This window comes from Ruminococcus callidus ATCC 27760, assembly GCF_000468015.1.
GTDB lineage: Bacteria > Bacillota > Clostridia > Oscillospirales > Ruminococcaceae > Ruminococcus_C > Ruminococcus_C callidus.
This window is the reverse complement of the sequence record NZ_KI260319.1, coordinates 1-21,000: the sequence shown is the minus strand read 5'-3', so window position 1 is coordinate 21,000 and position 21,000 is coordinate 1. Positions and strand designations below refer to the sequence as shown.

Annotated in this window: 20 protein-coding genes; 3 read left to right on the top strand and 17 right to left on the bottom strand. The window is 51.3% G+C overall.

The genetic code is table 11. From position 1 onward, the window contains the following. Positions 1-310 precede the first annotated feature (310 nt). Together RUMCAL_RS02765 and sigE are read left to right on the top strand one after the other, a co-directional pair. Positions 311-1,120 carry a sigma-E processing peptidase SpoIIGA gene (locus RUMCAL_RS02765; RefSeq protein ID WP_021680960.1) on the top strand — a complete coding sequence of 270 codons (810 nt, stop codon included), beginning with the start codon at positions 311-313 and terminating at the stop codon, positions 1,118-1,120. Between the two features lie 15 nt (positions 1,121-1,135). Next, positions 1,136-1,879: an RNA polymerase sporulation sigma factor SigE gene (sigE, locus tag RUMCAL_RS02760; RefSeq protein WP_021680959.1), complete on the top strand. Its 744-nt coding sequence runs from the start codon at positions 1,136-1,138 to the stop codon at positions 1,877-1,879. Positions 1,880-1,955: 76 nt separating this feature from the next. On the opposite strand, the gene RUMCAL_RS02755 is transcribed toward sigE, so the two are convergent. From RUMCAL_RS02755 to RUMCAL_RS02690, 15 genes are all read right to left on the bottom strand, one after another. Next, complete coding sequence (locus tag RUMCAL_RS02755) at positions 1,956-4,604, bottom strand: DUF5620 domain-containing protein (protein WP_040646692.1); 2,649 nt, start codon at positions 4,602-4,604, stop codon at positions 1,956-1,958. Between the two features lie 369 nt (positions 4,605-4,973). Then, complete coding sequence (locus tag RUMCAL_RS02750) at positions 4,974-6,386, bottom strand: CdaR family protein (RefSeq protein WP_040646690.1); 1,413 nt, start codon at positions 6,384-6,386, stop codon at positions 4,974-4,976. Continuing rightward, entirely contained in the window at positions 6,319-7,272 is a 954-nt protein-coding gene (gene cdaA, locus RUMCAL_RS02745; RefSeq protein WP_242823479.1) for a diadenylate cyclase CdaA, read from the bottom strand. Before cdaA ends, RUMCAL_RS02750 begins: the two co-directional genes overlap by 68 nt. Before the next feature lie 170 nt (positions 7,273-7,442). Further along, on the bottom strand, positions 7,443-8,621 hold the full coding sequence (locus RUMCAL_RS02740) for an aminotransferase class V-fold PLP-dependent enzyme (RefSeq protein ID WP_021680954.1): 1,179 nt from the start codon (positions 8,619-8,621) through the stop codon (positions 7,443-7,445). Continuing rightward, positions 8,618-8,845, bottom strand: coding sequence for a hypothetical protein (locus RUMCAL_RS02735; protein WP_021680953.1), 228 nt, complete (start codon positions 8,843-8,845; stop codon positions 8,618-8,620). The genes RUMCAL_RS02740 and RUMCAL_RS02735 overlap by 4 nt, the downstream gene beginning before the upstream one ends. 205 nt (positions 8,846-9,050) lie before the next feature. After that, complete coding sequence (ispF, locus tag RUMCAL_RS02730; RefSeq protein WP_021680952.1) at positions 9,051-9,539, bottom strand: 2-C-methyl-D-erythritol 2,4-cyclodiphosphate synthase; 489 nt, start codon at positions 9,537-9,539, stop codon at positions 9,051-9,053. Then, positions 9,540-10,241, bottom strand: a complete 702-nt coding sequence (gene ispD / locus RUMCAL_RS02725; protein WP_040646688.1) for a 2-C-methyl-D-erythritol 4-phosphate cytidylyltransferase — start codon at positions 10,239-10,241, stop codon at positions 9,540-9,542. It abuts the gene before it with no gap. Positions 10,242-10,309: 68 nt separating this feature from the next. Next, positions 10,310-10,936, bottom strand: coding sequence for a redox-sensing transcriptional repressor Rex (locus tag RUMCAL_RS02720; RefSeq protein ID WP_040646686.1), 627 nt, complete (start codon positions 10,934-10,936; stop codon positions 10,310-10,312). 46 nt (positions 10,937-10,982) lie between these two features. Further along, positions 10,983-12,197 (bottom strand): NADP-dependent isocitrate dehydrogenase, encoded by a 1,215-nt coding sequence (locus RUMCAL_RS02715; RefSeq protein ID WP_040646684.1) that lies wholly within the window; start codon positions 12,195-12,197, stop codon positions 10,983-10,985. A gap of 41 nt (positions 12,198-12,238) precedes the next feature. Then, positions 12,239-12,370 (bottom strand): DUF6630 family protein, encoded by a 132-nt coding sequence (locus RUMCAL_RS16640; protein ID WP_021680948.1) that lies wholly within the window; start codon positions 12,368-12,370, stop codon positions 12,239-12,241. 130 nt (positions 12,371-12,500) lie between these two features. Next, complete coding sequence (locus RUMCAL_RS02710) at positions 12,501-12,863, bottom strand: hypothetical protein (RefSeq protein WP_021680946.1); 363 nt, start codon at positions 12,861-12,863, stop codon at positions 12,501-12,503. Next, a complete protein-coding gene (locus RUMCAL_RS02705; protein WP_021680945.1) occupies positions 12,864-13,571 on the bottom strand; it encodes a TraX family protein in 708 nt (235 codons plus the stop codon). Further along, a complete protein-coding gene (locus RUMCAL_RS02700; RefSeq protein WP_021680944.1) occupies positions 13,568-13,834 on the bottom strand; it encodes a hypothetical protein in 267 nt (88 codons plus the stop codon). Before RUMCAL_RS02700 ends, RUMCAL_RS02705 begins: the two co-directional genes overlap by 4 nt. After that, the gene (locus RUMCAL_RS02695) at positions 13,835-15,775 is read right to left on the bottom strand and encodes an aconitate hydratase (protein WP_021680943.1); all 1,941 of its coding nucleotides are present in this window, start codon (positions 15,773-15,775) and stop codon (positions 13,835-13,837) included. Between the two features lie 306 nt (positions 15,776-16,081). Further along, positions 16,082-17,776: a putative bifunctional diguanylate cyclase/phosphodiesterase gene (locus RUMCAL_RS02690; RefSeq protein WP_169725978.1), complete on the bottom strand. Its 1,695-nt coding sequence runs from the start codon at positions 17,774-17,776 to the stop codon at positions 16,082-16,084. Positions 17,777-18,215: 439 nt separating this feature from the next. Between RUMCAL_RS02690 and RUMCAL_RS02685 the strand changes: the two genes are divergently transcribed. Continuing rightward, a complete protein-coding gene (locus RUMCAL_RS02685; RefSeq protein WP_040646694.1) occupies positions 18,216-19,166 on the top strand; it encodes an AEC family transporter in 951 nt (316 codons plus the stop codon). Positions 19,167-19,246: 80 nt separating this feature from the next. On the opposite strand, the gene RUMCAL_RS02680 is transcribed toward RUMCAL_RS02685, so the two are convergent. Together RUMCAL_RS02680 and RUMCAL_RS02675 are read right to left on the bottom strand one after the other, a co-directional pair. Continuing rightward, positions 19,247-19,744, bottom strand: a complete 498-nt coding sequence (locus RUMCAL_RS02680; protein ID WP_147329994.1) for a hypothetical protein — start codon at positions 19,742-19,744, stop codon at positions 19,247-19,249. Between the two features lie 179 nt (positions 19,745-19,923). Then, positions 19,924-20,910, bottom strand: a complete 987-nt coding sequence (locus RUMCAL_RS02675) for an aldolase catalytic domain-containing protein (protein ID WP_021680936.1) — start codon at positions 20,908-20,910, stop codon at positions 19,924-19,926. Positions 20,911-21,000 lie beyond the last annotated feature (90 nt).

Sequence of the window (21,000 nt, the reverse complement as noted above, 5' to 3'; positions counted from 1 at the left end):
GCAATACCGCACAAAGATTGTGCGGTATTGCCCTGAGATTTCCAAAGCGTGAGAGATTTGTGGAAAGTACAGCAGCATTTCTTATGCGGACTGTACCGGTCGGTTCCATTGAATCATGGACGGTTTTTCTTCTGTGACAACGATGTCCATAGATCCCCATCTGTGACACCTTTGTCACTGCTATTATAGCATATTTCCCGTCCTCTCGTCAAGCCACAGATTGTTCACCGATTTCCGCCCGCAGCCGTCCCCTATTCCCGACAGGTATCGCATGGAAAACATGCTATACTCTTGAAAGAGGTGATGAACAGTGCCCACGATCTATCTGGACGTTCTGCTGCTGCAGAGCCTCTATGTCAACTATTTTTTGCTGCGTGCTGCGGCAAAACTGACGCATACGCCTTTGCACTGGATACGGTGCGGACTGGCAGCGGCGGGGAGCAGCCTGTTTTCCCTGTTGATCCTGCTGCCGCCCTTGCCGGCATGGTTTCAGCTGGTGTGTAAGCTTCTGGCAGCTGCTCTGTCCGTGACAATGGCGTTCGGTCTGCATCGGGAGAGTTTCTTCCGCCAGTGGGGCTGCTTTTTTCTCTGCAACTTTCTGCTGGCGGGGGCGATTCTCGGCATCGGCAGTCTGACACAAAAGGGCTTTGCCACATGGGGGAACAGCTGCTGTTATCTGGATTTTTCCCTGTTTCAGCTGATTCTATTCACTGCCGCGGCATATTCTCTGCTGCATCTCTGCACCCTGCTCCGCGGCAGGAAACGCCACACCGACAGCCGGTTTCAGGTCTTTCTGCGGCTGGGCGAACGCCGCTTGATGCTGGACGGACTTGCCGACACCGGAAACAACCTCACCGACACCTTTTCCGGTACGCCTGTCATTGTGTGCAGTGCTGCCGCACTGGAGCCGCTGCTTGCCGGCACACCGGTGGAACAGCTTCGCGGCTACCGGCTGGTGCCCTGTACCACAGTGACCGCAGAGGGACTGGTTCCCCTGTTCCGACCGGACGAGGTCTGTATCCGCAACCTCTCCACGGAGAAAAGCCGCAGCGTACACGCCATGGTCGGCATTGCCGGCACGCAGCCAAGTGCCATTTTTCACCCTATGCTCATGGAATGAAAGGAGATTTTTTCTATGACCATCGATTTTCCGAAGTTCCGGAAACTGCTCTGCCATTTGCGGGAACTGCTGTCCGGTCCCTGCCGCATCGACTACATCAACGGCTCTGACACCTTTCCCCCGCCGCTGTCCAAGGAGGAGGAACAGGAAGTGTTCGCCCAGCTGCATGCCGGCAGCACCGAAGCCCGCGAAACACTGATCGTGCACAATCTCCGCCTGGTGGTATACATCGCCAAAAAGTTCGAATCATCCGGTCTGGGACTGGAGGATCTGATCTCCATTGGCACGATCGGGCTCATCAAGGCGGTGGAAACATTTTGCCCCGAAAAAAAGATCAAGCTTGCGACATACGCCTCCCGCTGCATTGAAAATGAGATCCTCATGGTGCTGCGGAAAAACGCCCAGCTGCGGGGAGAGATCTCCATTGACGAGCCACTTTCCGCGGACTGGGACGGCAACGAACTGCTGCTGTCAGATATTCTGGGAACGGACGAGGACGTGGTCAGCCGCGACATTGAAAACGAAGCCGAACGGGAGATGCTTCTCGCAGCGGTTTCAGAACTGGGACCGCGGGAACAGGAGATCATGCAGATGCGGTTCGGGCTCTGCGGCGGCAAGGAACGCACTCAGAAAGAGGTCGCCGAAGCCATTGGCATTTCCCAGTCCTACATCTCCCGACTGGAAAAGAAGATCATTCGCAAGCTCCGAAAAAAACTGGAGGAGGCAGACCAGCCCCTCACCCACACCGCCAGCAAATAACAAGAGCCGCAGGGCATTTCGCTCTGCGGCTCTTTTGAGTTATGATAAAATGATTAGAAAATTGCTCAAGTGTGCATTAGTCTGCATACGGCAGCTGCTTTACCAGAGATACCAGGAACTTCAGCAAAGCGACTGCATCGTTGGAAGCGATTTCGCCATCGCCGTCACAGTCTGCATTTGCCTTCTGCTGACGGGTGCCCAGTGTTACAACACCGGCAATTGCCTTGTTCAGCATAACTGCATCGGTAATGTCTACACGGCTGTCGCAGTTCACATCGCCATACAGCGGAATGATCACTTCTTCTGTCGTAGTGGTGGTTTCTGTAGAACCAACGGTAGTAGTTATTTTTTCTGTTGTAGTAGTCGTTGCACTGGTTGTAGTAGTAGTGGTTGTTTCAGTTGTTGTAACAGTAGTCTGCTGCGGCAGCACGTTTACAGTAACTTCCTTCGTCTGACCGCCCGGTGTGGTAACTGTCAGCGTGCTAGAGCCAACATTCTTACCAGTGATAACCAGCTTCAGAGCGTCGTCCTTGTCTGCTGCTACACCTGCAACGGTTCTGTCTGCCATGGTGCCGGTGCAGTTCGGAATGTTTACTGTCAGAGTTTCGCTTTCGCCGATCACAACATCGATAGAATCCTGTACTTCGAGAGTATCCTCGAACATATCCAGCTTCTTCTCGTTGTTCTTGTCGTCTGCTGCATAGAAAACGGTTACGTTGTTAATGGTGTACTTGCTGGATTCCTTGCTGCCCAGACCTGCATACCAGACACCGAAGCTCAGATGTGCATCTTCCGATTCGGTATCCACTGAATTCAGTGCATTCAGCAGGTTGCCGGTTTCTTCCTGACGGATTCCCTCAGCAACAGACGGCGGCATGATCCACATATAAGTATAAGTCTTTGTGCCAGAAGCGTCTTTGTACGCCTCATCTGCCAATGTGTCATCGTTAGAGTCCGGACGATTGCCTGCGGTGCTCTTTTCCCAATACAGCATTGCCGGAGTTGTGCTGTTCAGACCTTCATTCTTAAACAGGTCATCAGACTGGAACCAGTTGTCAGGAAATCCAGCCTTTTCCAGCATCGTGGTACCTGCACCAACCAGAACCTGATTTGCTTCCTGATCGGTAGTTACATCGAACTGTACTGCATATACGTCAGCAGTCTTTTCATACTTCATGCCGAAATCTGCATACGGGATCTCCGCAGCTGTACCGGTCATTTCAGTACCTGCGTTCTTCACAGAAGCAGAACCGCTGTACGGGAATGTAATGCTTTCTTCATAAGTCAGGGCTGCGGAAACAATGCTGCAGTCCACAAACTTGCCGCCCTTCAGAGCTGCATACCACAGCTGGAAGGAAATCTGGCTCTTTTCTGCCAGTGTTTCGCAGTCAACGACCTGTTCCGGAACGTCCCACGTAACTGTGAAGTAGCTGCCCATCTCCTGTTTTGCCAGATCAGTGCCGCCGCCAACTTTGAAGTCGCCTTCGCCGTTGCCCCACTTTACGCCGGCTTCGGTGCATTCTGCCAGTGTTTCTGCACCAACATCATTGTACCAATAACCTACCGTCTTGGCTACGCCGCCTTCGCCGGAACCGCCCTTCAGACCAGCCTGCTCCTTCGCATACTCTGTATCTGCAAGGCTCTTATACTTCACGTTCAGACCGCCGCCATACATAAAGCGGTTTACATTTGCACTTTCATCGTCCAGCTTGATGGTAACGCTCAGGGACTTTACCTTTGCATTGCTGGCAACGGTTGCACCCGGAATGAAATTGAATTCACCATAAGTAAACTTGTGGCTGTTCAGCGGCAGACCAGCTTCACGAATCTGCGATTCAGATTCATAAGCCACACCGTTGTTCTTTTCTTTGAATGCATCAGAAGCATAATATTCTTCGCTGCAGTTGTCACCCGGTGTCAGCTTGATGTCCAGATTATCCAGCTTCAGGGAGTGCAGCGACTTAACAGTCATAGTGTCACCGTTCTGCTCTACGGAACTGATCTCACCGTTGCCGTTTGCACTGGAGTAGTACAGACCGCCGGTGTTTTCCTCGCCCTTCGGCAGAGTCGGGTCAACGACCTTGATCCACCACGGCTTTTCACCGTTGCTGGTATCTTCCGTACCGTTTACCGTAATGGAAACCAATTCAATGCTGGCATCCTGTGTACGGGTGGACTGGTCTTCTTCGTCAATCAGTCCGGTATAGCAGTTCTGGAACTGGAACTTTGCATTCTTATTGCTAGTCAGCTCCTTGGCTACACTGGACGGCAGTTCTACAACTACAGAAAATTCCTTGGCATACGGTGTGCACTTGATAGCACCCTTGGAATCCGTTTTCTCAAAGCCCCACCAGTAGCCGTTTGCCTTGGTGTCCGATGCACCAAAGTAGTAGGAGAAATCTGTGACCATCTGATCAGACTTCAGATTAAACTGCAAGGTGGTGATGCTGTCGCCGCAAATATCCGCTGGCGACTTGCCCTTGGTATCTGTAAACGAAGTATACGCATCAGTTGCAGCCTTGCACATATATGTGCACTTGTCTGCGTTCAGCGGATTGTCCTTGTCCTCCGGATTCGGAACGGAGGTTTCCAGTGTCTTTCCGATCGTTACAGTACTTCCTGCTGCTTCAACAAAAAAGCTGCCGGAAGTAACTGTAACAGAACTTGCCACCATAAGTGCACTGACAAGCAGTGCACTGACTCTTTTGCGAATGATCTTGCTCATATATATCGCTCCTTTTTCTTTTAATTGGTTTTCATCAGTCCCAATTTCTTTTGTATGCACGAATGTCAGCTGATATGCAATCAGCTGTCTTATTGTCCGCCGTGGACGGCAGACTGTCCGCGGCGTTTACGCTTCAAAAATGACACATTCATTTTTTAGCTATACACTATTATAACAACTTTCCCCTCGAATGTAAATGTATAAACTATTAACATTCGAACTTGGCAGGAGAATTTATGTGTTTTGTTTTGTGCATGTTGCATAAAAGTATTTCACATAGAAACAAAAATACGACTTTAAATAAAAAAAGAAAAGGCAGCTCTTTGAAACGCCGCCTTTTCATTTATACTTTATCCAATCTTTCCCTTGTTAATGATTGCTATTTTCCGACAGATCTGACTGCGTTTGTTCGGAATTCACAGTCGGATTGCCCGATGTCCGCACGCCCTGCACTGCAACACGATAATCACCAGTTGCCCATACGGTATTGTACTTGCTGCAAGTGATCGTAGGCGTATAATTAAAGGTCACCGTGTCACCGTCTACGGCTCCCGCCTGCGTGGAGTAACTCAGCAGATCCACGTTGGCGGTGAGGTCGCTGGCATCCAGCGTTTCCATCACATCAGCCGGACCGATAATGCTGACTTTCAGCTGCTGGGTCAACACATTGAAATTATACGTTGCCGGTGCGTTGACTACGCCAATATCCGAGATGACAAAATCCTTTTTCACCAGATCTGTGGAATCCAGTGCCAGTGTCACGGTAGAGAATCCGGACTGGTTCACATAGTCGTCCGGCACATTGACTACGAAGTCATTGGAGTAGTTCAGATCAATATCCCGCAGAGCCACTGAACCAATATTGAACTCGCTCATTTCCTCCATAGAAGTATTGGGTGCTGCGAGGGTGATCTGCTGTTCTGACAGGTTCAGCCGCTTTTTCAGAGCTTCCAGATCGAAGTTTGCCGGTGCATTGGTGATCTGATAGGTGATGTCCATGGTTTTCTGATACAGTACCGGCACTTCCAGCGAGAACGCCGCCACATCATAGGTAAAATCTGTGGAGTCTACCTGTGTGCCTGCTTCATTATAGAAGAGCAGCGTATCTGTGGTCAGAATTTTGGAGGCACTCAGCTGCTCCTTTTGCTGAGTTTCTGCCACGCAGTATGCCACTTGATTCAGCTGCTGCTGGGGACCGGTGACATCAATGGTAGACGGTGTGCAGGCGAAGTTCTCCTCGTCCAGCACACAGCCGTCTGCAAATGTCAGATTCGGAGCAGAAGCCTTGATCTCAAAGGTATAGGTTTCGATTTTATCAAAGGTCACATTCACTGTAGCTGGCGAAATGGACTTGACATTGAACTGTTCGTTTTCATTGCCGCTGACCGTAATGGAAAGCTTTTTCGTGCCGGCAGAGGTGACATTTTCCACCACAGCCGTTGCCGTCAGATTGTTCGCATCGATGTTGCCCACCTTGGAGCGGTTGCCCTCGATCTGGACCGTCACGTCCTGTACGTCATAGTCGATGACGCTGAGTCCGTTTTCCTCGGCAGAAGTGCCGGCAATTTCCACTTTCAGCGGCACATGGTGCAGGGTACGGGGTGTGGTCGGATAAATGGCAATGGAGATCACAAACCAGAGAACAATGGCAATCGCCACCGAAGTTGCCATCATTGCCGGACGGCTCTCGTACAGCCGCTGGAACAATGTCCCATTAGTGCCGCTGCTCTGATTCTTCTGTGATGTCTTTTTCTGTCGGTTCTTCCAGAGATTTTTGGGCATTGTCCTTCTCCTTTCCGTCGTCCTTGTGGTGCCGTTTGAGGAACGGGATCTTCCGTGCCACCTTTCCGATCGTGGTTTCCTCGCTGGCGGTAATCAGCCGCTTGGTCAGAAGCTGGTGGAGGGATTCCCGCGTAAAGCCGCTTTTCAGCACGCCGTTTTCCGCCACGGAAATGGCACCGGTTTCCTCTGAAACCACGATCACAATGGCATCAGAGTTTTCGCTCATGCCGATCGCCGCACGATGGCGGGAACCCAGCCGCTTATTGATAAGTTCCTCTTTCTGAGGCTTGGGGAGAAAGCATGCTGCCGCCAGAATCTTGCCGTCCCGAATAATCACTGCACCGTCATGCAGCGGCGTTTTGTTGAAAAAGATATTCCCGAATAATTCCTTGCTGGGAATCGCATCGAGTATCGTGCCGTTGTCGATCTGTTCTCCCAGACGTGTCTGCCGTTCAATGACGATCAGTGCTCCGGTCGAGGTCGCCGAGAGTTCTACACAGGCATCGCAAATCACATCAATGGTGCGGCTCCACACACCGCTGTCCACGTTGGAGCTGCCGCTGAACCGCAGTCCCAGTTTGGTATACCCTGCCTTTTCCAGCGTTCGCCGCAGCTCCGGCTGGAACAAAATGATCAGAGCGATCAAGCCAATATTCAGCGTTTCGGAAAGAAGATAGGAAATGGCTTTCATGTTGATCCATGAAGCGATAATGTACACGAGAAGCAACAGAAAAATACCCTTGATCAGCTGACCGGCACGTGTTTCCCGTATCAGTTTCATACCGAGATATACCACATAGGAGAGTACCAGTATGTCTAGTATATCCACCGGCTGTGCTGTTTTGATGACGCTGAAAATCATATCCAGTATATCCCGTAAAGCCATGTGCATCATCTTCCTTTCCGACTTCTGTGGAAACAGGGAACAGAGCCAACAGGCGTGCTCTGTTTCCTGCTTTCCTGTATTTTGTCATTGGCAATTCGTCTATGTAGCAGACAAAAGGCATGCTGTGCCTCCTGTCTGCCGATTTTCTGTTCAAAACATATCCCATATACCTATTGTAACATATCACCGGAATTTTTCAATAGGTTTTCGGGACTTTTCAGAATATTGACATAATTTTTCAGGTTTGCCGCCAGCCGCAGCGTATCTGATGCCCTGCTGAACACCGACGGAGCGAACCGAACTGTTCCGTCCTTGGTGCCCAGCTTTTCGTGAGCCAGCGGTGCACAGTGCAGTCCGGCACGCAGACAGAACCCCTGCCGGTTCAGGTAGTCTGCGGTTTCTTCCGGCGAAGCCCCTGCCACCGTAAAGGAAACAATGGGCACATATGCCACGTCCGGCTGCCGGTAGACCGTGATCTCCGGTATCTCCGCCAGTGCATCGCAGAGCAGCTGGCAGAGGTGGCTCTCGTGACGGTACAAGCCTGCCACCGTCTGCCGCCGCACAAAGTCGATGCCGGCACAGAGGGACGCAGCTCCGATCACGTTCAGCGTGCCGCATTCCAGACGATCCGGCAAAAAGTCCGGCTGCTCCGGACTGCGGGAAGCACTGCCTGTGCCGCCCTGCATCAGCGGCTGTATGGGAAATGTGCAGTCTGTCATGAGGATTCCCGTGCCGGTGCTGCCGTACAGCCCCTTGTGACCGGCGGTACACAGGATATGCATGCCGTCCCGTTCCAATGACAGGGGCAGGATCCCGCATGCCTGTGCCCCGTCTGCGATCATGCAGATGTTCCGGCTGCGGCAGAACTGGGCGATTTCCCGATAGGGCAGGATCTGCCCCGTCACGTTGCTGGCAATGGTGCAGACCACCGCCTTGGTATTTGGTCGAACCAATCCCGCCAGCCGCCGCAGCGTTTCGCTGTTGTCGGCAGAAACCTCCAGCATGCTGTAGGTGACCTTTCCTGCCCGTGCCAGTGCCATAATGGGACGGTAGACCGAGTTGTGTTCCAAGTCGCTGAAGATCACATGGTCGCCGGATTTGAGAATGCCCTGAATTGCCACGTTCAGAGCGTGGGTGCAATTCAGGGTAAAAATCGTATTCTCTACCTTGGCATCAAAAAATTCCGCCACGGTTTCTCTGGCGTGATAGACCAGTTCCGACGTGCGTTCCGCGATCACATGCCCGCCGCGTCCGGCGTTTCCATAGCGTACCACTGCATCTGCCACCGCACGGCGAACCTCCGGCGGCTTGGGATACGTGGTCGCTGCATTATCAAAATTGACTGTCACCGGACATCACGCCCCTCTTGAGGACTCCGGAACGGGATCCCCTCTCTGGACAGAAGTGCGGATACACGGCCGCAGTCTGCATTCGCGTTCAGGACAAAGCCGCAGCCCTCTGGCCCCAGATGCTCCAGCCGGTAGATCGCACTGGAGATGCCATGCTGCTGCAACACCCGTTTTGCCCGATTTGCCTGCGTATACGAAACCATTGCCGCCTTACATTCCAACATCTTCTCACCCCTTTGCAATAAAATCGGGGAAACACTTCCCCGTTTCAGTATATGCAAAGGGACAGCAATGGGGTGACAGGAGTTACGTCAATACCGCACAAAGATTGTGCGACAGATGCGTCGTCAAATTTTCCGTCAGATGGAGCAAAAAGCAGAGTGAATACTTGATGTATTCACGAGCATTTTTGTGAAATACAAGAGTCTGTTATGCCTTTACCAGCAGGCACACACAGTGAGCAGAAATGCCCAGTCCTTCGCCGGTAAAGCCCAGCTTTTCTTCCGTGGTTGCTTTTACACTGACCTGCTCTGCGGATACGCCGCATGCTGCTGCGATCTTTTCCCGCATGGAGTCGATATAAGGGGCAAGCTTCGGCTTCTGGCACAGCACCGTTGCGTCCAGATTGCCTACTGCATAGCCTTGTTCCCGCACTTTTTCCACCACCAGTTCCAGCAGCTTCAGGCTGTCAGCACCGGCATAGGCAGGATCTGTATCGGGGAAATGCTTGCCGATGTCCCCCAGTGCCAACGCCCCCAGCAGAGCATCGGAAACCGCATGGAGCAGCACGTCTGCATCAGAGTGCCCCAGCAGTCCCTTTTCATAGGGAATCTCTACGCCGCCCAGAATCAGCTTTCTGTTTTCCACAAGGCGGTGCACGTCATAGCCGTGCCCGATCCGAAACGGTAATCTCTCCATTTATGCTTCCTCCTTCTGCCGTGCCAGCAGAATCTCTGCAATGGCGATGTCCTCCGGCGTGGTGATCTTGATGTTGATATAGTCCCCCTCGGTCATGTAGACCTTGCAGTTGATTGCCTCGATCAGCTGGCAGTCATCGGTGAAATCCAGTGCATGCTCCTCGGCAAACGTCACTGCTTCAAAGTACAGCTGCCGCTTGAACACCTGCGGTGTCTGGGTGATGTACAGGTGGGGACGGTACGGGGTGTCCACGATCAGCCGGTCGTTGACAACTTTAATGGTATCTTTCACCGGCACGCCCAGTGTTGCCCCGCCGAATACAGATGCGTCCTGAATCACCTGTGCGATCTGCTCCGTTTTGACCAGCGGTCTTGCACCGTCGTGTACGGCGATCATTGTCGTGCCCTTGGACAGTGCCCGCAGTCCGCACATAACGCTTTCCTGTCGGGTCGAACCGCCGGCAACAATGGCGTGAAACTTGGTGATGCCGCACTGCTCTGCGGTTTCCCGAATGGCATCATGGTCGGCAGGGCGTGCCACTACAATGATCTCTGCCACTCTGGGGCAGGCTTCGAATGCACGCATGCTCATACCGATGACGTTAGTATCTCCCAGCGGGAGAAGAATCTTATTTTTTCCCTGCATTCTGGTGGCGTTTCCGGCACACACCAGAATGACAGAGGTATCTTGTGTCTGTGACATGGTCATCTTTCCTTTCCATCTTTCCAAAAAAGGGCACAGGTTCCTATTGAAACCGGTACCCTTTTGGCTTATAGATTATGCAGCTTATAAGAAAGCGTCATCAGGCTGTCGTCCAGATGCATGGTCACAACCTGTGCCTGCTCCACGGCGAGGTCACAGTGACTGAAATTCCACAGTCCCCGTACTCCCAGCGAAACCAGCCGTTCCGCCACTGCCTGTGCCGATTCTTTCGGCAGACACAGCACCGCAGCTGCCGGCTGATTGGCAGCACAAAAATCATCCAATTCGTCCATGGACTGGATCGGCAGTCCGGCAAGCTGTCTGCCGATGAGTTCCGGCTTGATGTCGAAAATCCCCACCAGCCGGAAGCCACGCTGTTCAAAGCGGACGTTTTCCGAAACCACTTTTCCCAGACTGCCTGCACCGACCACGATCGCCGGAAGCTGTTCCGTCAGACCCATGATCTTCTGTAAATTTTCCCGCAGTTCCGCCACGGAATAGCCGCTGCCCTGCTGTCCGAAACAGCCGAAACAGCAGAGATCCTGCCGAATCTGCGATGCCGTCATACCCAGCCGCCTGCCCAGTTCCCGCGAGGAAGTGCGGACCTGTCCATTTCGTTCCAGTTCGCCCAGAAGCCGATAATAACGGGGCAGCCGCCGCACGACAGACGACGATGCATCATATTTTTGTGTCAAACGAATCGCTCTCCTATAAACCGATTTCCATTCTGTAAGCCGGTTCTTACGCCATCAGCTTTACCAGACGCTCGTTGATTGCTTCCAGGAATTCCTTGGAGTTGACCTTCTTCTTGTTCTCCAGCTTGGAGATCAGATACAGGTCGCCGGTCATGACACCGTCTTCGATCGTCTGAATGGTTGCCTTTTCCAGCTTGTCTGCGAAAGCGATCAGTTCCGGCAGGTTGTCCATTTCGCCGCGTTTCCGCAGTGCACCGCTCCATGCAAAGATCGTTGCCACAGAGTTAGTGGAAGTTTCTTCGCCCTTGAGGTACTTGTAATAGTGCCGCTGCACAGTGCCGTGTGCAGCCTCATATTCATAGATGCCGTCCGGAGAAACCAGAACAGAAGTCATCATTGCCAGAGAACCGTAAGCGGTAGAAACCATATCGGACATTACATCGCCGTCATAGTTCTTGCAAGCCCAGATGTAGCCGCCGTGAGAACGAATCACACGAGCCACTGCATCGTCGATCAGAGTGTAGAAATATTCAATGCCTGCTGCTTCGAACTTTTCCTTGTACTCGTTGTCGTAGATCTCCTGGAAAATATCCTTGAAGGTGTGGTCGTACTTCTTGGAAATGGTATCTTTGGTTGCAAACCAAACGTCCTGATGCAGATCCAAACCATAGTTGAAGCATGCCCGTGCAAAGCCGGCAATCGAGTTGTTCTTGTTGTGCAGACCCTGAATGATGCCGTCGGTATCCTCAAAGTTGAAGATCAGTTCGCGGCTCTCGTTGCCCTCTGCATCGGTAACGACCAGTTCTGCCTTAGAGCCCTGCTTTACCTTCATTTCGGTGTTCTTATACACATCACCGTAAGCGTGACGGGCAATGGTGATCGGAGCAGTCCAAGTCGGGATATACGGCTCTACGCCCTTTACCAGAATCGGAGTACGGAAAACGGTGCCGTCCAGAATGGCACGAATGGTGCCGTTCGGGCTTTTCCACATCTGGGACAGGTTGTATTCCGGCATTCTTGCAGCGTTCGGGGTAATGGTGGCACACTTGACAGCAACGCCGTACTTCTTGGTGGCGTTGGCACTGTCTACCGTTACCTGATCCTTGGTCTTTTCCCGATATTCCAGCCCCAGATCGTAGTATTCGGTCTTCAGGTCTACATACGGTGTCAGCAGAATGTCCTTGATCCACTTCCACAGAACACGGGTCATCTCGTCGCCGTCCATCTCGACCAGCGGCGTTTTCATCTGAATTTTTGCCATTTGATTTTCCTCCTCAAATTGTTTCTCATTGCGTTTAGGCATTACAATGTTTCCGCCGGAGCAATGCGGTGTCCGGCTTGTTCTGCCAACGCAGAAATTTTGTCATATTCCGCGGTTGTCACCAAAATCAACTGTAAGTCATCACTGTCAATGTCCACGCCGCAGAGCAGCATGCACTGCCGGATTGCTGCGGCTGATACAGTCGGCTATTGCCAGAACACACGACATATCAGATACCTGCTCCGGTGCTTTTTTCTTTTTGAAGAATCCGAACATGCTTGTCCACACCTTTCCTACAGGCTCTTATTTTTTCACATGGTACAGTGCCCATGCAAACAAACCGCCGCCCAGAAGCGTTGCCACGCCCAGAACCGGACGCTGCAAGTAGAACTGCACCACCTCCGGCATTTGCCGGAACAGCAAAAACTGACGGTACAGATACCACAGTAAAACAGGTAGTCCCACTGCGATTGCTGAAAAAGCAATTGCGTATTCCAGAACTGTTTTCCGTTTCATTTTCCGCCGATGCTTCTGCACGGATTTTCGCATGGTGTTGTCCTGCATGGCATCTTCCATGGAAAATATCCGCTTGCTTCGGGAAATATCTTCCGTAAACTGCTTTGCCAGATCTTCGAAATGCAGTTCCTGCTGCCTGTCCTGCTTCATTTACGCAAACACCACCCAACGAAGAATCCCCAGCACCAGCAGGTGCAGCGGATAGAACACATAGAAAAACCACTTGTGAAACGGCTTTTTGCTGCCGCTTTCGCCGTTGTAGCAATATTGTATTAACGGTATCACCAGAAAGATGCCCAGCTGGAACAGTCCGCTCCATATGGGTTCATTTCCCAGCATGCTGACACAGCACACCAGTGTAATGCCGCTGAACGTCAGCCATTTTTCCCTGGGATTCTCCCGATACCGGAAAAAGGTCAGTGCATACAGCACATCGAACATCGCCCAGTCGCCAAACACAGACAGGATACAGAGCACCAGCACTGCCAGCCATTTTACGGAAACAGAGCATTTTGCCTTGTCCCAGAACCAGATCGCCAGCAGGCTGAGGAACAGCGTATAGATCACGCCGAACGCCGGACGAATGCCGCCGCTTTCGAAATAGCTGAACGGCAGCCACGAGATCACGGCAAAAATACCCAGCCGCATGGCGTATTTCTTTACGTTGCGGGTATAGCGATACCCCTCCGCCAGCATATACGCCATAGTCGGACCGGTCAGCCGCCCGATGATGTGCATCACCTGCCCCAGCAGCGACGCTGTAGGAACAAATGCCCACGCAATATGGTCAATGAGCATGGCTGCGATCACCAGATATTTCAGCTGGTTGCGGTTGAGAAATCCTTTTGTGTTTGTCATTCCCGTTTCTCCCGATCCTGCCGCAGTTCCCGCAGCAGCTTTCTCAGCACATACAGACCGGCAGCAACCAGCAGCAACAGTACTGCCAGCCCGATTCCGGAAACCGGACGTTCCCGCAGCAGATGCAAATAGTCCATGATGTCATGATCGGTAAGCATTGCATAGACAAAGACGATCATCAACACGGCAAACAAATGATTCCCGTAATCTTTCCGGAATTGCCGGTATCTTTCGATTTTCTTTTTCGTTTCCGGATCAGCCACTTACTTGCTCAGCTTGTCGCGGGTGTAATCCAGCAGACCACCTGCCAGAATGATGTCCTTGGTGCGTCCGGTCAGTTCGCACAGTACCGGAATCTCTGCACCGGTAGTCTTGTTGACCAGTGTCAGTGTGGTTTCGCCGGCTTCGATATGCTTGCGAATATCTGCCAGTTCCAGTACGTCGCCCTGCGAGATCTTCTCATAGTCTGCTTCGTTGACGAAGGTCAGCGGCAGAATGCCGGCGTTGATGAGGTTTGCACGGTGGATACGGGCAAAACTCTTGACCAGAACTGCCTTGACACCCAGATACAGCGGAGCCAGTGCGGCATGCTCACGGGAAGAACCCTGTCCATAGTTGGAGCCGCCTACGATAATGCTCTGTCCCATTTCCTTGGCACGCTTCGGGAATGCTTCATCGCAAACTGTGAAGCAGTGCTGCGAAATTGCCGGAATGTTGGAACGCAGCGGCAGAATCTTTGCACCTGCCGGCATGATGTGGTCGGTGGTGATGTTGTCGCCGACCTTCAGTGAGCAGCCAGCTTCGATCGTTGCTTCCAGCGGAGCCGTTTCCGGAAACGGCTTGATGTTCGGTCCGCGGAGGATCTCCACCTTGTCCATTTCTTCTTCCGGTGCCGGCAGAACGATCATGTTGTCGTTGACGGTGAATTTTTCCGGCAGCACGAAGTCCGGCATTTCGCCCAGTTCTCTCGGGTCGCTCAGATAACCGGTCAGTGCAGAATATGCAGCCAGTTCCGGAGAAACCAGATAGATCTGACCGTCCTTGGTTCCGGAGCGTCCGAGGAAGTTCCGGTTAAAGGTACGCAGGGAAATACCGCCGGAGTTCGGGGACTGTCCCATACCGATGCACGGACCGCAGGCACTTTCCAGAATTCTTGCACCGGCTGCGATCAGGGTGCCCAGAATGCCCATATCTGCCATCATGTTCAGCACCTGCTTGGAGCCAGGAGCGATTGCCAGAGAAACGTCCGGATTGACAGTCTTGCCCTTGAGGATATGAGCCACTTTCATCATATCCAGCAGGGAGGAGTTGGTGCAGGAGCCGATGCAGACCTGATCGATCTTCAGCTTGCCGATCTCTGCCACGGTCTTGACATTGTCCGGAGAATGCGGACATGCAGCCAAGGGCACCAATTCGCTCAGATCAATGTGCAGTTCTTCATCATAAACTGCATCGGCATCTGCCTTCTGTTCGCTCCAGACTTCGCCTCTGCCCTGTGCTTCGAGGAACTGCTTGGTCACCTCGTCCGACGGGAAAATAGAAGTGGTCGCACCCAGTTCTGCACCCATGTTGGTAATGGTTGCACGTTCCGGAACAGACAGAGTCTTGACACCCTCGCCGCAGTATTCAATGACCTTGCCGACACCGCCCTTTACGGACATGCGACGCAGTACTTCCAGAATGACATCTTTTGCCGCTACCCACGGGGACAGCTTGCCGGTCAGCTCTACCTTTACCACCTTCGGGCAGGTAATGTAGTAAGTACCGCCGCCCATTGCCACTGCAACGTCCAGACCGCCGGCACCCATCGCGATCATACCGATACCACCGCCAGTCGGGGTATGGCTGTCAGAGCCGATCAGGGTCTTTCCCGGAACGCCGAAACGCTCCAGATGTACCTGATGGCAGATACCGTTGCCGGGACGGGAAAAATAAATGCCGTGCTTCTTTGCAACGCTGCCGATAAAGCGGTGGTCATCTGCATTTTCAAAGCCGTTCTGGAGGGTGTTGTGGTCGATGTATGCCACGCTGCGTTCTGTACGTACACGCGGAACGCCCATTGCCTCAAATTCCAGATATGCCATTGTACCGGTTGCGTCCTGTGTCAGGGTCTGGTCGATCCGGATTCCGATTTCGGAACCCTTTACCATTTCACCTTCCACCAGATGTGCTTTCAGGATCTTTTCCGTCAGGGTCAGTCCCATTCAATATCATTCCTTTCGTAGTTGGCACTGCAAATACACGGCAAGCCATACATTCACAAGTACGATTCCTTAGGGAAATGCCGCATAAAGCTGCCTGTCGGTGCTGCCCTTATCCGACATTTCCATTATACTGTACTATTATAGCAAAAAACAGGCGTAGTTGTCAAGTCTGCGGCAGCGGCTTTGAAAAGATGCAAAGGAAAGGATAAAATTTTAAGAAAAAACAGAAGTCGTCCGGCATCTGTAACGCAAAACAACCCGCAGGCACACACCTGCGGGCTGTCACATATTCGTCAATATTTTCTGTTATGCTCCGGCTTTTTCCAGACTGTACACATGGTCGCCGCTTAGCCGCTTTTCGAAATCGTCGTGAGGCAGCGGACGGTCGAACAGGAAGCCCTGTGCCATACAGCAGTGCATGCCCCGCAGGAATTCCGCCTGCTTGACGGTTTCCACGCCCTCTGCAATGACTTCCATGTCCAGTTCATTCACCATTTTAATGATGTTCTTGATGACGATCACATCATTTTTCCGGTGATTCTCCAAGCTGCTGAGGAACGATTTATCCAGCTTGATAATATCCACGTTCAGGTCTTTCAGCAGATTCAACGAGGAATAACCTGTACCGAAGTCGTCAATAGAAGTGCTCACGCCGTTGGCACGCATTGCCCTGACGAAATTGAGCAGGGTTTTATAGTTCTCATAGCCGGACATCTCGGTCAGTTCTACTTCGATATACTTGGGAGGAATTTCGTATTTCTGAAGCACCGCCAGAATCTCTTCTGCCAGATGTGGATTTTGCAGATGCACCTTGGAAAAGTTGACAGAGATCCGCACCGGTTCGATGCCTTTCGCCTTCCAGTCCCGCACATCTCGGCAAACCTGTTCCAGCACATAAAAGTCCAGCTTGCAGACGCTACCTTCCCGTTCCAGCACCGGAATGAAGTCCATCGGCGGCACCATAGCACCGTCACGGAACCAGCGTACTAACGCTTCACAGCCGCAGAGCTGGTTGTCCACCAAGGTGACTTTCGGCTGATAGTATACCACAAACTCCCGATCTGCCAATGCCTTAGGAAACATCTGGGAAACTTCTTTCTGCCGCAGGGCATTCTCTACCATCTGGTCATCGAAGCAGAAACGATCTGCTTTTCCGGACATCTTTGCCGCATGCATTGCCGTAGAAGCTGCATTGAGGCCTTCTCCCATAGACTGTCCCGCCCGCATATCATAAACGCCGATACGGGAACGCAGGTCAAACGTTTTGGTGCCATTTTCGTAAGGGACCGTCACCTGCATACAATCAATTTGTTCCAGCAGTATTCCCATGCGTTCTTTTTTTGCCAGCAGCACAAAGTTGTCGCCGCCCATGCGTGCGAAATATTCGTCTGGTTTCAGCTTCTGCCGTGCCAGCCGTACAAATTCCCGCAGCACCATATCACCCTGCCGTGCTCCTACGGCACGGTTGATGTAATTGAAATTCTTAATGTTCAGAAATGCACAGGCATACTCCTGCAATTTCCCCTGTGCCAGCAGTTTTCCGCCGGTTTCGTTGATGCCGCGGGTGTTGAGAGCACCGGTCAGCAGATCCGTCACTGCAATGCATTCCAGAAGCTGCACCAGCTTTACCCGTTCCAGCAGCAGGAACAACTGACGGGACAGAAACAACAGCATTTGCTCCTGTATCGGACTCCATGCAGTGCCTTTTACGGGATAATATTCAAAAACGGCACTACAGGTTTCGTCCATCTGCACATGTTCCCGACAGCAAGGCTCATCAAAACCTTCTTCATTCTCATAGAGCAAGAACCGTTCGTCCTGTCCCTCAGGATCCAGTATAGACGGAGCCACGATCAAACGGATTTCAAACTTTCCCAGCGGAAAAAGACGCACTATTTCCTGCATCTGCTCTTTCAGCAGCGAAAACAGTTCTTCTACTGTTTTCACGTTCTTCTGCAGTTTGTCGAACAACTGACAGTAACTCTTCACATGAAAGTCCATATCCATACAATCACCTCGTTATGCATTTTCAACCCTTTCTCGAAATCAACCTCTATATATTTTTACTATAACACATTTTTTGCACCTTGTCAATCAATGACAGAAAACAAATTGACTTTTACAGAATGTTTGTCCATTATCATGAAACATGGAAGTGTTTTTTGGCGTTTCCTACAAATTTGACAAATCGCCCGAAATGCGTTACACTAGGGAGTGTTGATACTATAATGATATGCGAATTTTGTGAGGTGATTTTTCTCCGTTCTAGGCAAAAATTCGCAGGCGTGCTTTCGCACGGCAAGGATTTTTAACGACGAACGGGGAAAAATCACCCCAAAAGGCACGTGTCAGGCTTAGTGTCAACACCCCCTAGAGTATGTTCCCCTAGGGGAACCGCTGAATATTTCATAGAACGGACGTGAAACCTGTGCAAACTACCCTGCAAAATCTTTCATTCAGTCTGAATGCCACCATTCCGATCTTTCTCATGATGGTATTCGGCGGTCTGATGAAAAAAGTCGGACTGCTGGACGACCACACCACCGCCAAGCTAAACCAGTTTGTCTTTAAGGCACTGCTGCCGGTACTGCTGTTCATGGACTTGTCCAAGGCAGATTTTCAGACAGTGTGGGACGGCAAATTCGTGCTGTTCTGCTTTTTTGCCACACTGCTTAGTATCGGCATTGCCTTTCTCCTGTCCCTGCCGCGAAAAGACTGGGCAGAACGGGGCGAGATCATTCAGGCATCTTACCGCAGCAGTGCCGCCATTCTGGGGATTGCCTTTGTCAACAACATCTACGGACACGCCACCATGGCTGCCCTGATGATCGTGGGGACGGTACCCCTGTACAACATCGCCGCCGTCATCATTCTCTCCCTGACGGCACCTCACGACGATGACTCTCCCAACGCCAAGAAGCTGCTGCTGCGAACTCTGAAAGACGTGGTGACCAATCCCATTATTCTGGGAATCGCAGTGGGCATGCTCTGGTCTGTCCTGCACATTCCGCAGCCGACGATTCTGCAAAAGTCGGTTTCCTATCTGGGAAATATGGCGACACCGCTGGCACTGATCGCACTGGGAGCATCATTCCGGCTGGAGAACGCCAAGGGCAAGCTGGGGCTGACGCTGGGCATTTCTGCCGCAAAGCTGTTCCTGTTCTGTGCCCTGTTCCTGCCGGCAGCGATCTGGCTGGGATTCCGCACGGAAAAGCTGATCGCCATTCTGGTGATGCTGGGAAGTGCCACCACGTGCAGCTGTTTTGTCATGGCGAAAAATATGAAGCATGACGGCACCATTACCGCCTGTGCCGTGATGATGACCACCCTGCTCAGTGCGTTTTCGCTGACGATGTGGCTGTTTGTGATGAAAAGTCTGGGGTATATTTGACAGTCGTTCGGAATTGGAAGAAAAATTCTGAAATTCCCGTTCCAACACTGTAGGCATTTTTCAGTATGTTCTAAACGCTTTTATTGCTTTGTCAAATCCCAATTAGGAAGAAGATAGTAGATTTTATCTGACATTGTTTCATAGAAATTCTGTTCATAAAAGTCTGTGATTTGCCATTTTCCATTCTGTTTTTCTATTTTAAATTTTGTTCCCATCTTAGGACCGCCTTGATTGTCTGTCATTATATTGCCGTCCTTGTCAACAACATCGAAGTGAATCACAACCCAAATGTATCCGGAATGAAAATTATGCAGCGTGTATGTGCGATGAACATCTATGTTTTGTATTTTATAGCCCTCTAAATATTCTTCGATTGACATTTTACGTGTAGGGGAACAATACAGCCGATAATCATCAAAAATTTGATTCCAGTGATATTCTTCATATTTCACTTGATTTTCGTCCAGCAATAGACGTTCTTCCACGGCAAGTTCATGTTCTGACATCACATAATATGTATCATTCTGTACAGCATTTTCTATTTCCAAAACAACGGCATTTGTACTTTGCTGCATCATTATCCATATCGTTGTGATTCCAAGCGTCAAAAGCACGATAATAAAAATTATCACTTTACTTTTTTTGCAACATCTTCGCATTTCCTCACCATTATCCTTACCACATCAAAATCCAAACCGCCGGCACGCAGATTTTTCTGTACGCCGGCGGTTTGCTCATTTATCCGATTTTCTCCGGCTCACACTTCATTTTCCTGCAATTCCTGAAAGAATGTGAAATAATCCTGCCGCTTTTCATTGGTGAATGCGATCGCCGTCCGCGGATGCTGGTTCAGGTAACCGGTCAGCAGGTACTGAATGTCATAGCCCCAGACAACGCCGTCATTTTTCAGCTTCTGCATTTCGTCCTGCAAAAACCGCAGCACCGGCTTGATGTCATACTTCGGATTTTTCAGGAATCCCATCAGCAGTTCCATTGCACAGTTTCCGGCACCGCGTCCCATGGCAGCCATGGTTGCGTCCAGATAGCTGACACCCATCATAGCACACTCGGTAGTGTTGGCAAATGCCAGCTGCTGGTTGTTGTGGGCGTGGATACCGATCTTCTTGCCGTATTTTTCGCCGGCTTCCAGATACCGCTGTGCCAGCTGACGCATTTGCAGCGGATACAGCGAACCGTAACTGTCTACCAGATAGATGACTTCCACGCTGCTCTTGCCCAGCATTTCCAGTGCTTCTTCCAGTTCCGATTCCTGTGCCTTGGAAACTGCCATGATGTTCACTGTGGTGTGATAGCCCTTTTTCGTACAGGTTTCGATCATGTCAATGGCTGCCGGAATGGTGTTGATATAGGTGGCGATCCGCACCATATCCAGAATACTGTCCTTTTTGTCCGGCAGATCCCGTGCCACGTTGGCACGTCCTACGTCTGCCATAACTGCCAGCTGCATCTTCGGGTCGAGAATGTCGATCAGCACCTTCTGAATGGCATCTTCATGGCAGAACTTCCACTTGCCGAACTTGGATTCCTCGAACAGCTCCGGATCTGCCAGATAGCCGATTTCCATCACATCGACACCGGCACGTACATTGGTCAGATACAGCTTCCGGACAAAGTCGTCTGTAAACTCAAAGTTGTTTACCAGTCCGCCGTCCCGAATGGTAGCGTCCAGCACTTTGATGTCCGGACGATAGGAGATCATGGTACCCTTTATCATATCGCTCATTGGAGATTCCTCATTTCTGTGTCATTTTCCACAGCCGTGGTGACTGCTTTTCTTTAAGCAATACCGCACAAAGATTGTGCGACAGATGCG

What these genes read in the sequence shown, in the direction of transcription:
- sigE (WP_021680959.1), top strand. Translation starts at nt 1,136, where the DNA reads ATGACCATCGATTTTCCGAAGTTCCGGAAACTGCTCTGCCATTTGCGG.
- RUMCAL_RS02755 (WP_040646692.1), bottom strand. Translation starts at nt 4,604, where the DNA reads ATGAGCAAGATCATTCGCAAAAGAGTCAGTGCACTGCTTGTCAGTGCA.
- RUMCAL_RS02750 (WP_040646690.1), bottom strand. Translation starts at nt 6,386, where the DNA reads ATGCCCAAAAATCTCTGGAAGAACCGACAGAAAAAGACATCACAGAAG.
- cdaA (WP_242823479.1), bottom strand. Translation starts at nt 7,272, where the DNA reads ATGGCTTTACGGGATATACTGGATATGATTTTCAGCGTCATCAAAACA.
- RUMCAL_RS02735 (WP_021680953.1), bottom strand. Translation starts at nt 8,845, where the DNA reads ATGTTGGAATGTAAGGCGGCAATGGTTTCGTATACGCAGGCAAATCGG.
- ispF (WP_021680952.1), bottom strand. Translation starts at nt 9,539, where the DNA reads ATGGAGAGATTACCGTTTCGGATCGGGCACGGCTATGACGTGCACCGC.
- ispD (WP_040646688.1), bottom strand. Translation starts at nt 10,241, where the DNA reads ATGTCACAGACACAAGATACCTCTGTCATTCTGGTGTGTGCCGGAAAC.
- RUMCAL_RS02715 (WP_040646684.1), bottom strand. Translation starts at nt 12,197, where the DNA reads ATGGCAAAAATTCAGATGAAAACGCCGCTGGTCGAGATGGACGGCGAC.
- RUMCAL_RS16640 (WP_021680948.1), bottom strand. Translation starts at nt 12,370, where the DNA reads ATGCTGCTCTGCGGCGTGGACATTGACAGTGATGACTTACAGTTGATT.
- RUMCAL_RS02710 (WP_021680946.1), bottom strand. Translation starts at nt 12,863, where the DNA reads ATGAAGCAGGACAGGCAGCAGGAACTGCATTTCGAAGATCTGGCAAAG.
- RUMCAL_RS02705 (WP_021680945.1), bottom strand. Translation starts at nt 13,571, where the DNA reads ATGACAAACACAAAAGGATTTCTCAACCGCAACCAGCTGAAATATCTG.
- RUMCAL_RS02695 (WP_021680943.1), bottom strand. Translation starts at nt 15,775, where the DNA reads ATGGGACTGACCCTGACGGAAAAGATCCTGAAAGCACATCTGGTGGAA.
- RUMCAL_RS02690 (WP_169725978.1), bottom strand. Translation starts at nt 17,776, where the DNA reads ATGGACTTTCATGTGAAGAGTTACTGTCAGTTGTTCGACAAACTGCAG.
- RUMCAL_RS02680 (WP_147329994.1), bottom strand. Translation starts at nt 19,744, where the DNA reads ATGATGCAGCAAAGTACAAATGCCGTTGTTTTGGAAATAGAAAATGCT.
- RUMCAL_RS02675 (WP_021680936.1), bottom strand. Translation starts at nt 20,910, where the DNA reads ATGAGCGATATGATAAAGGGTACCATGATCTCCTATCGTCCGGACATC.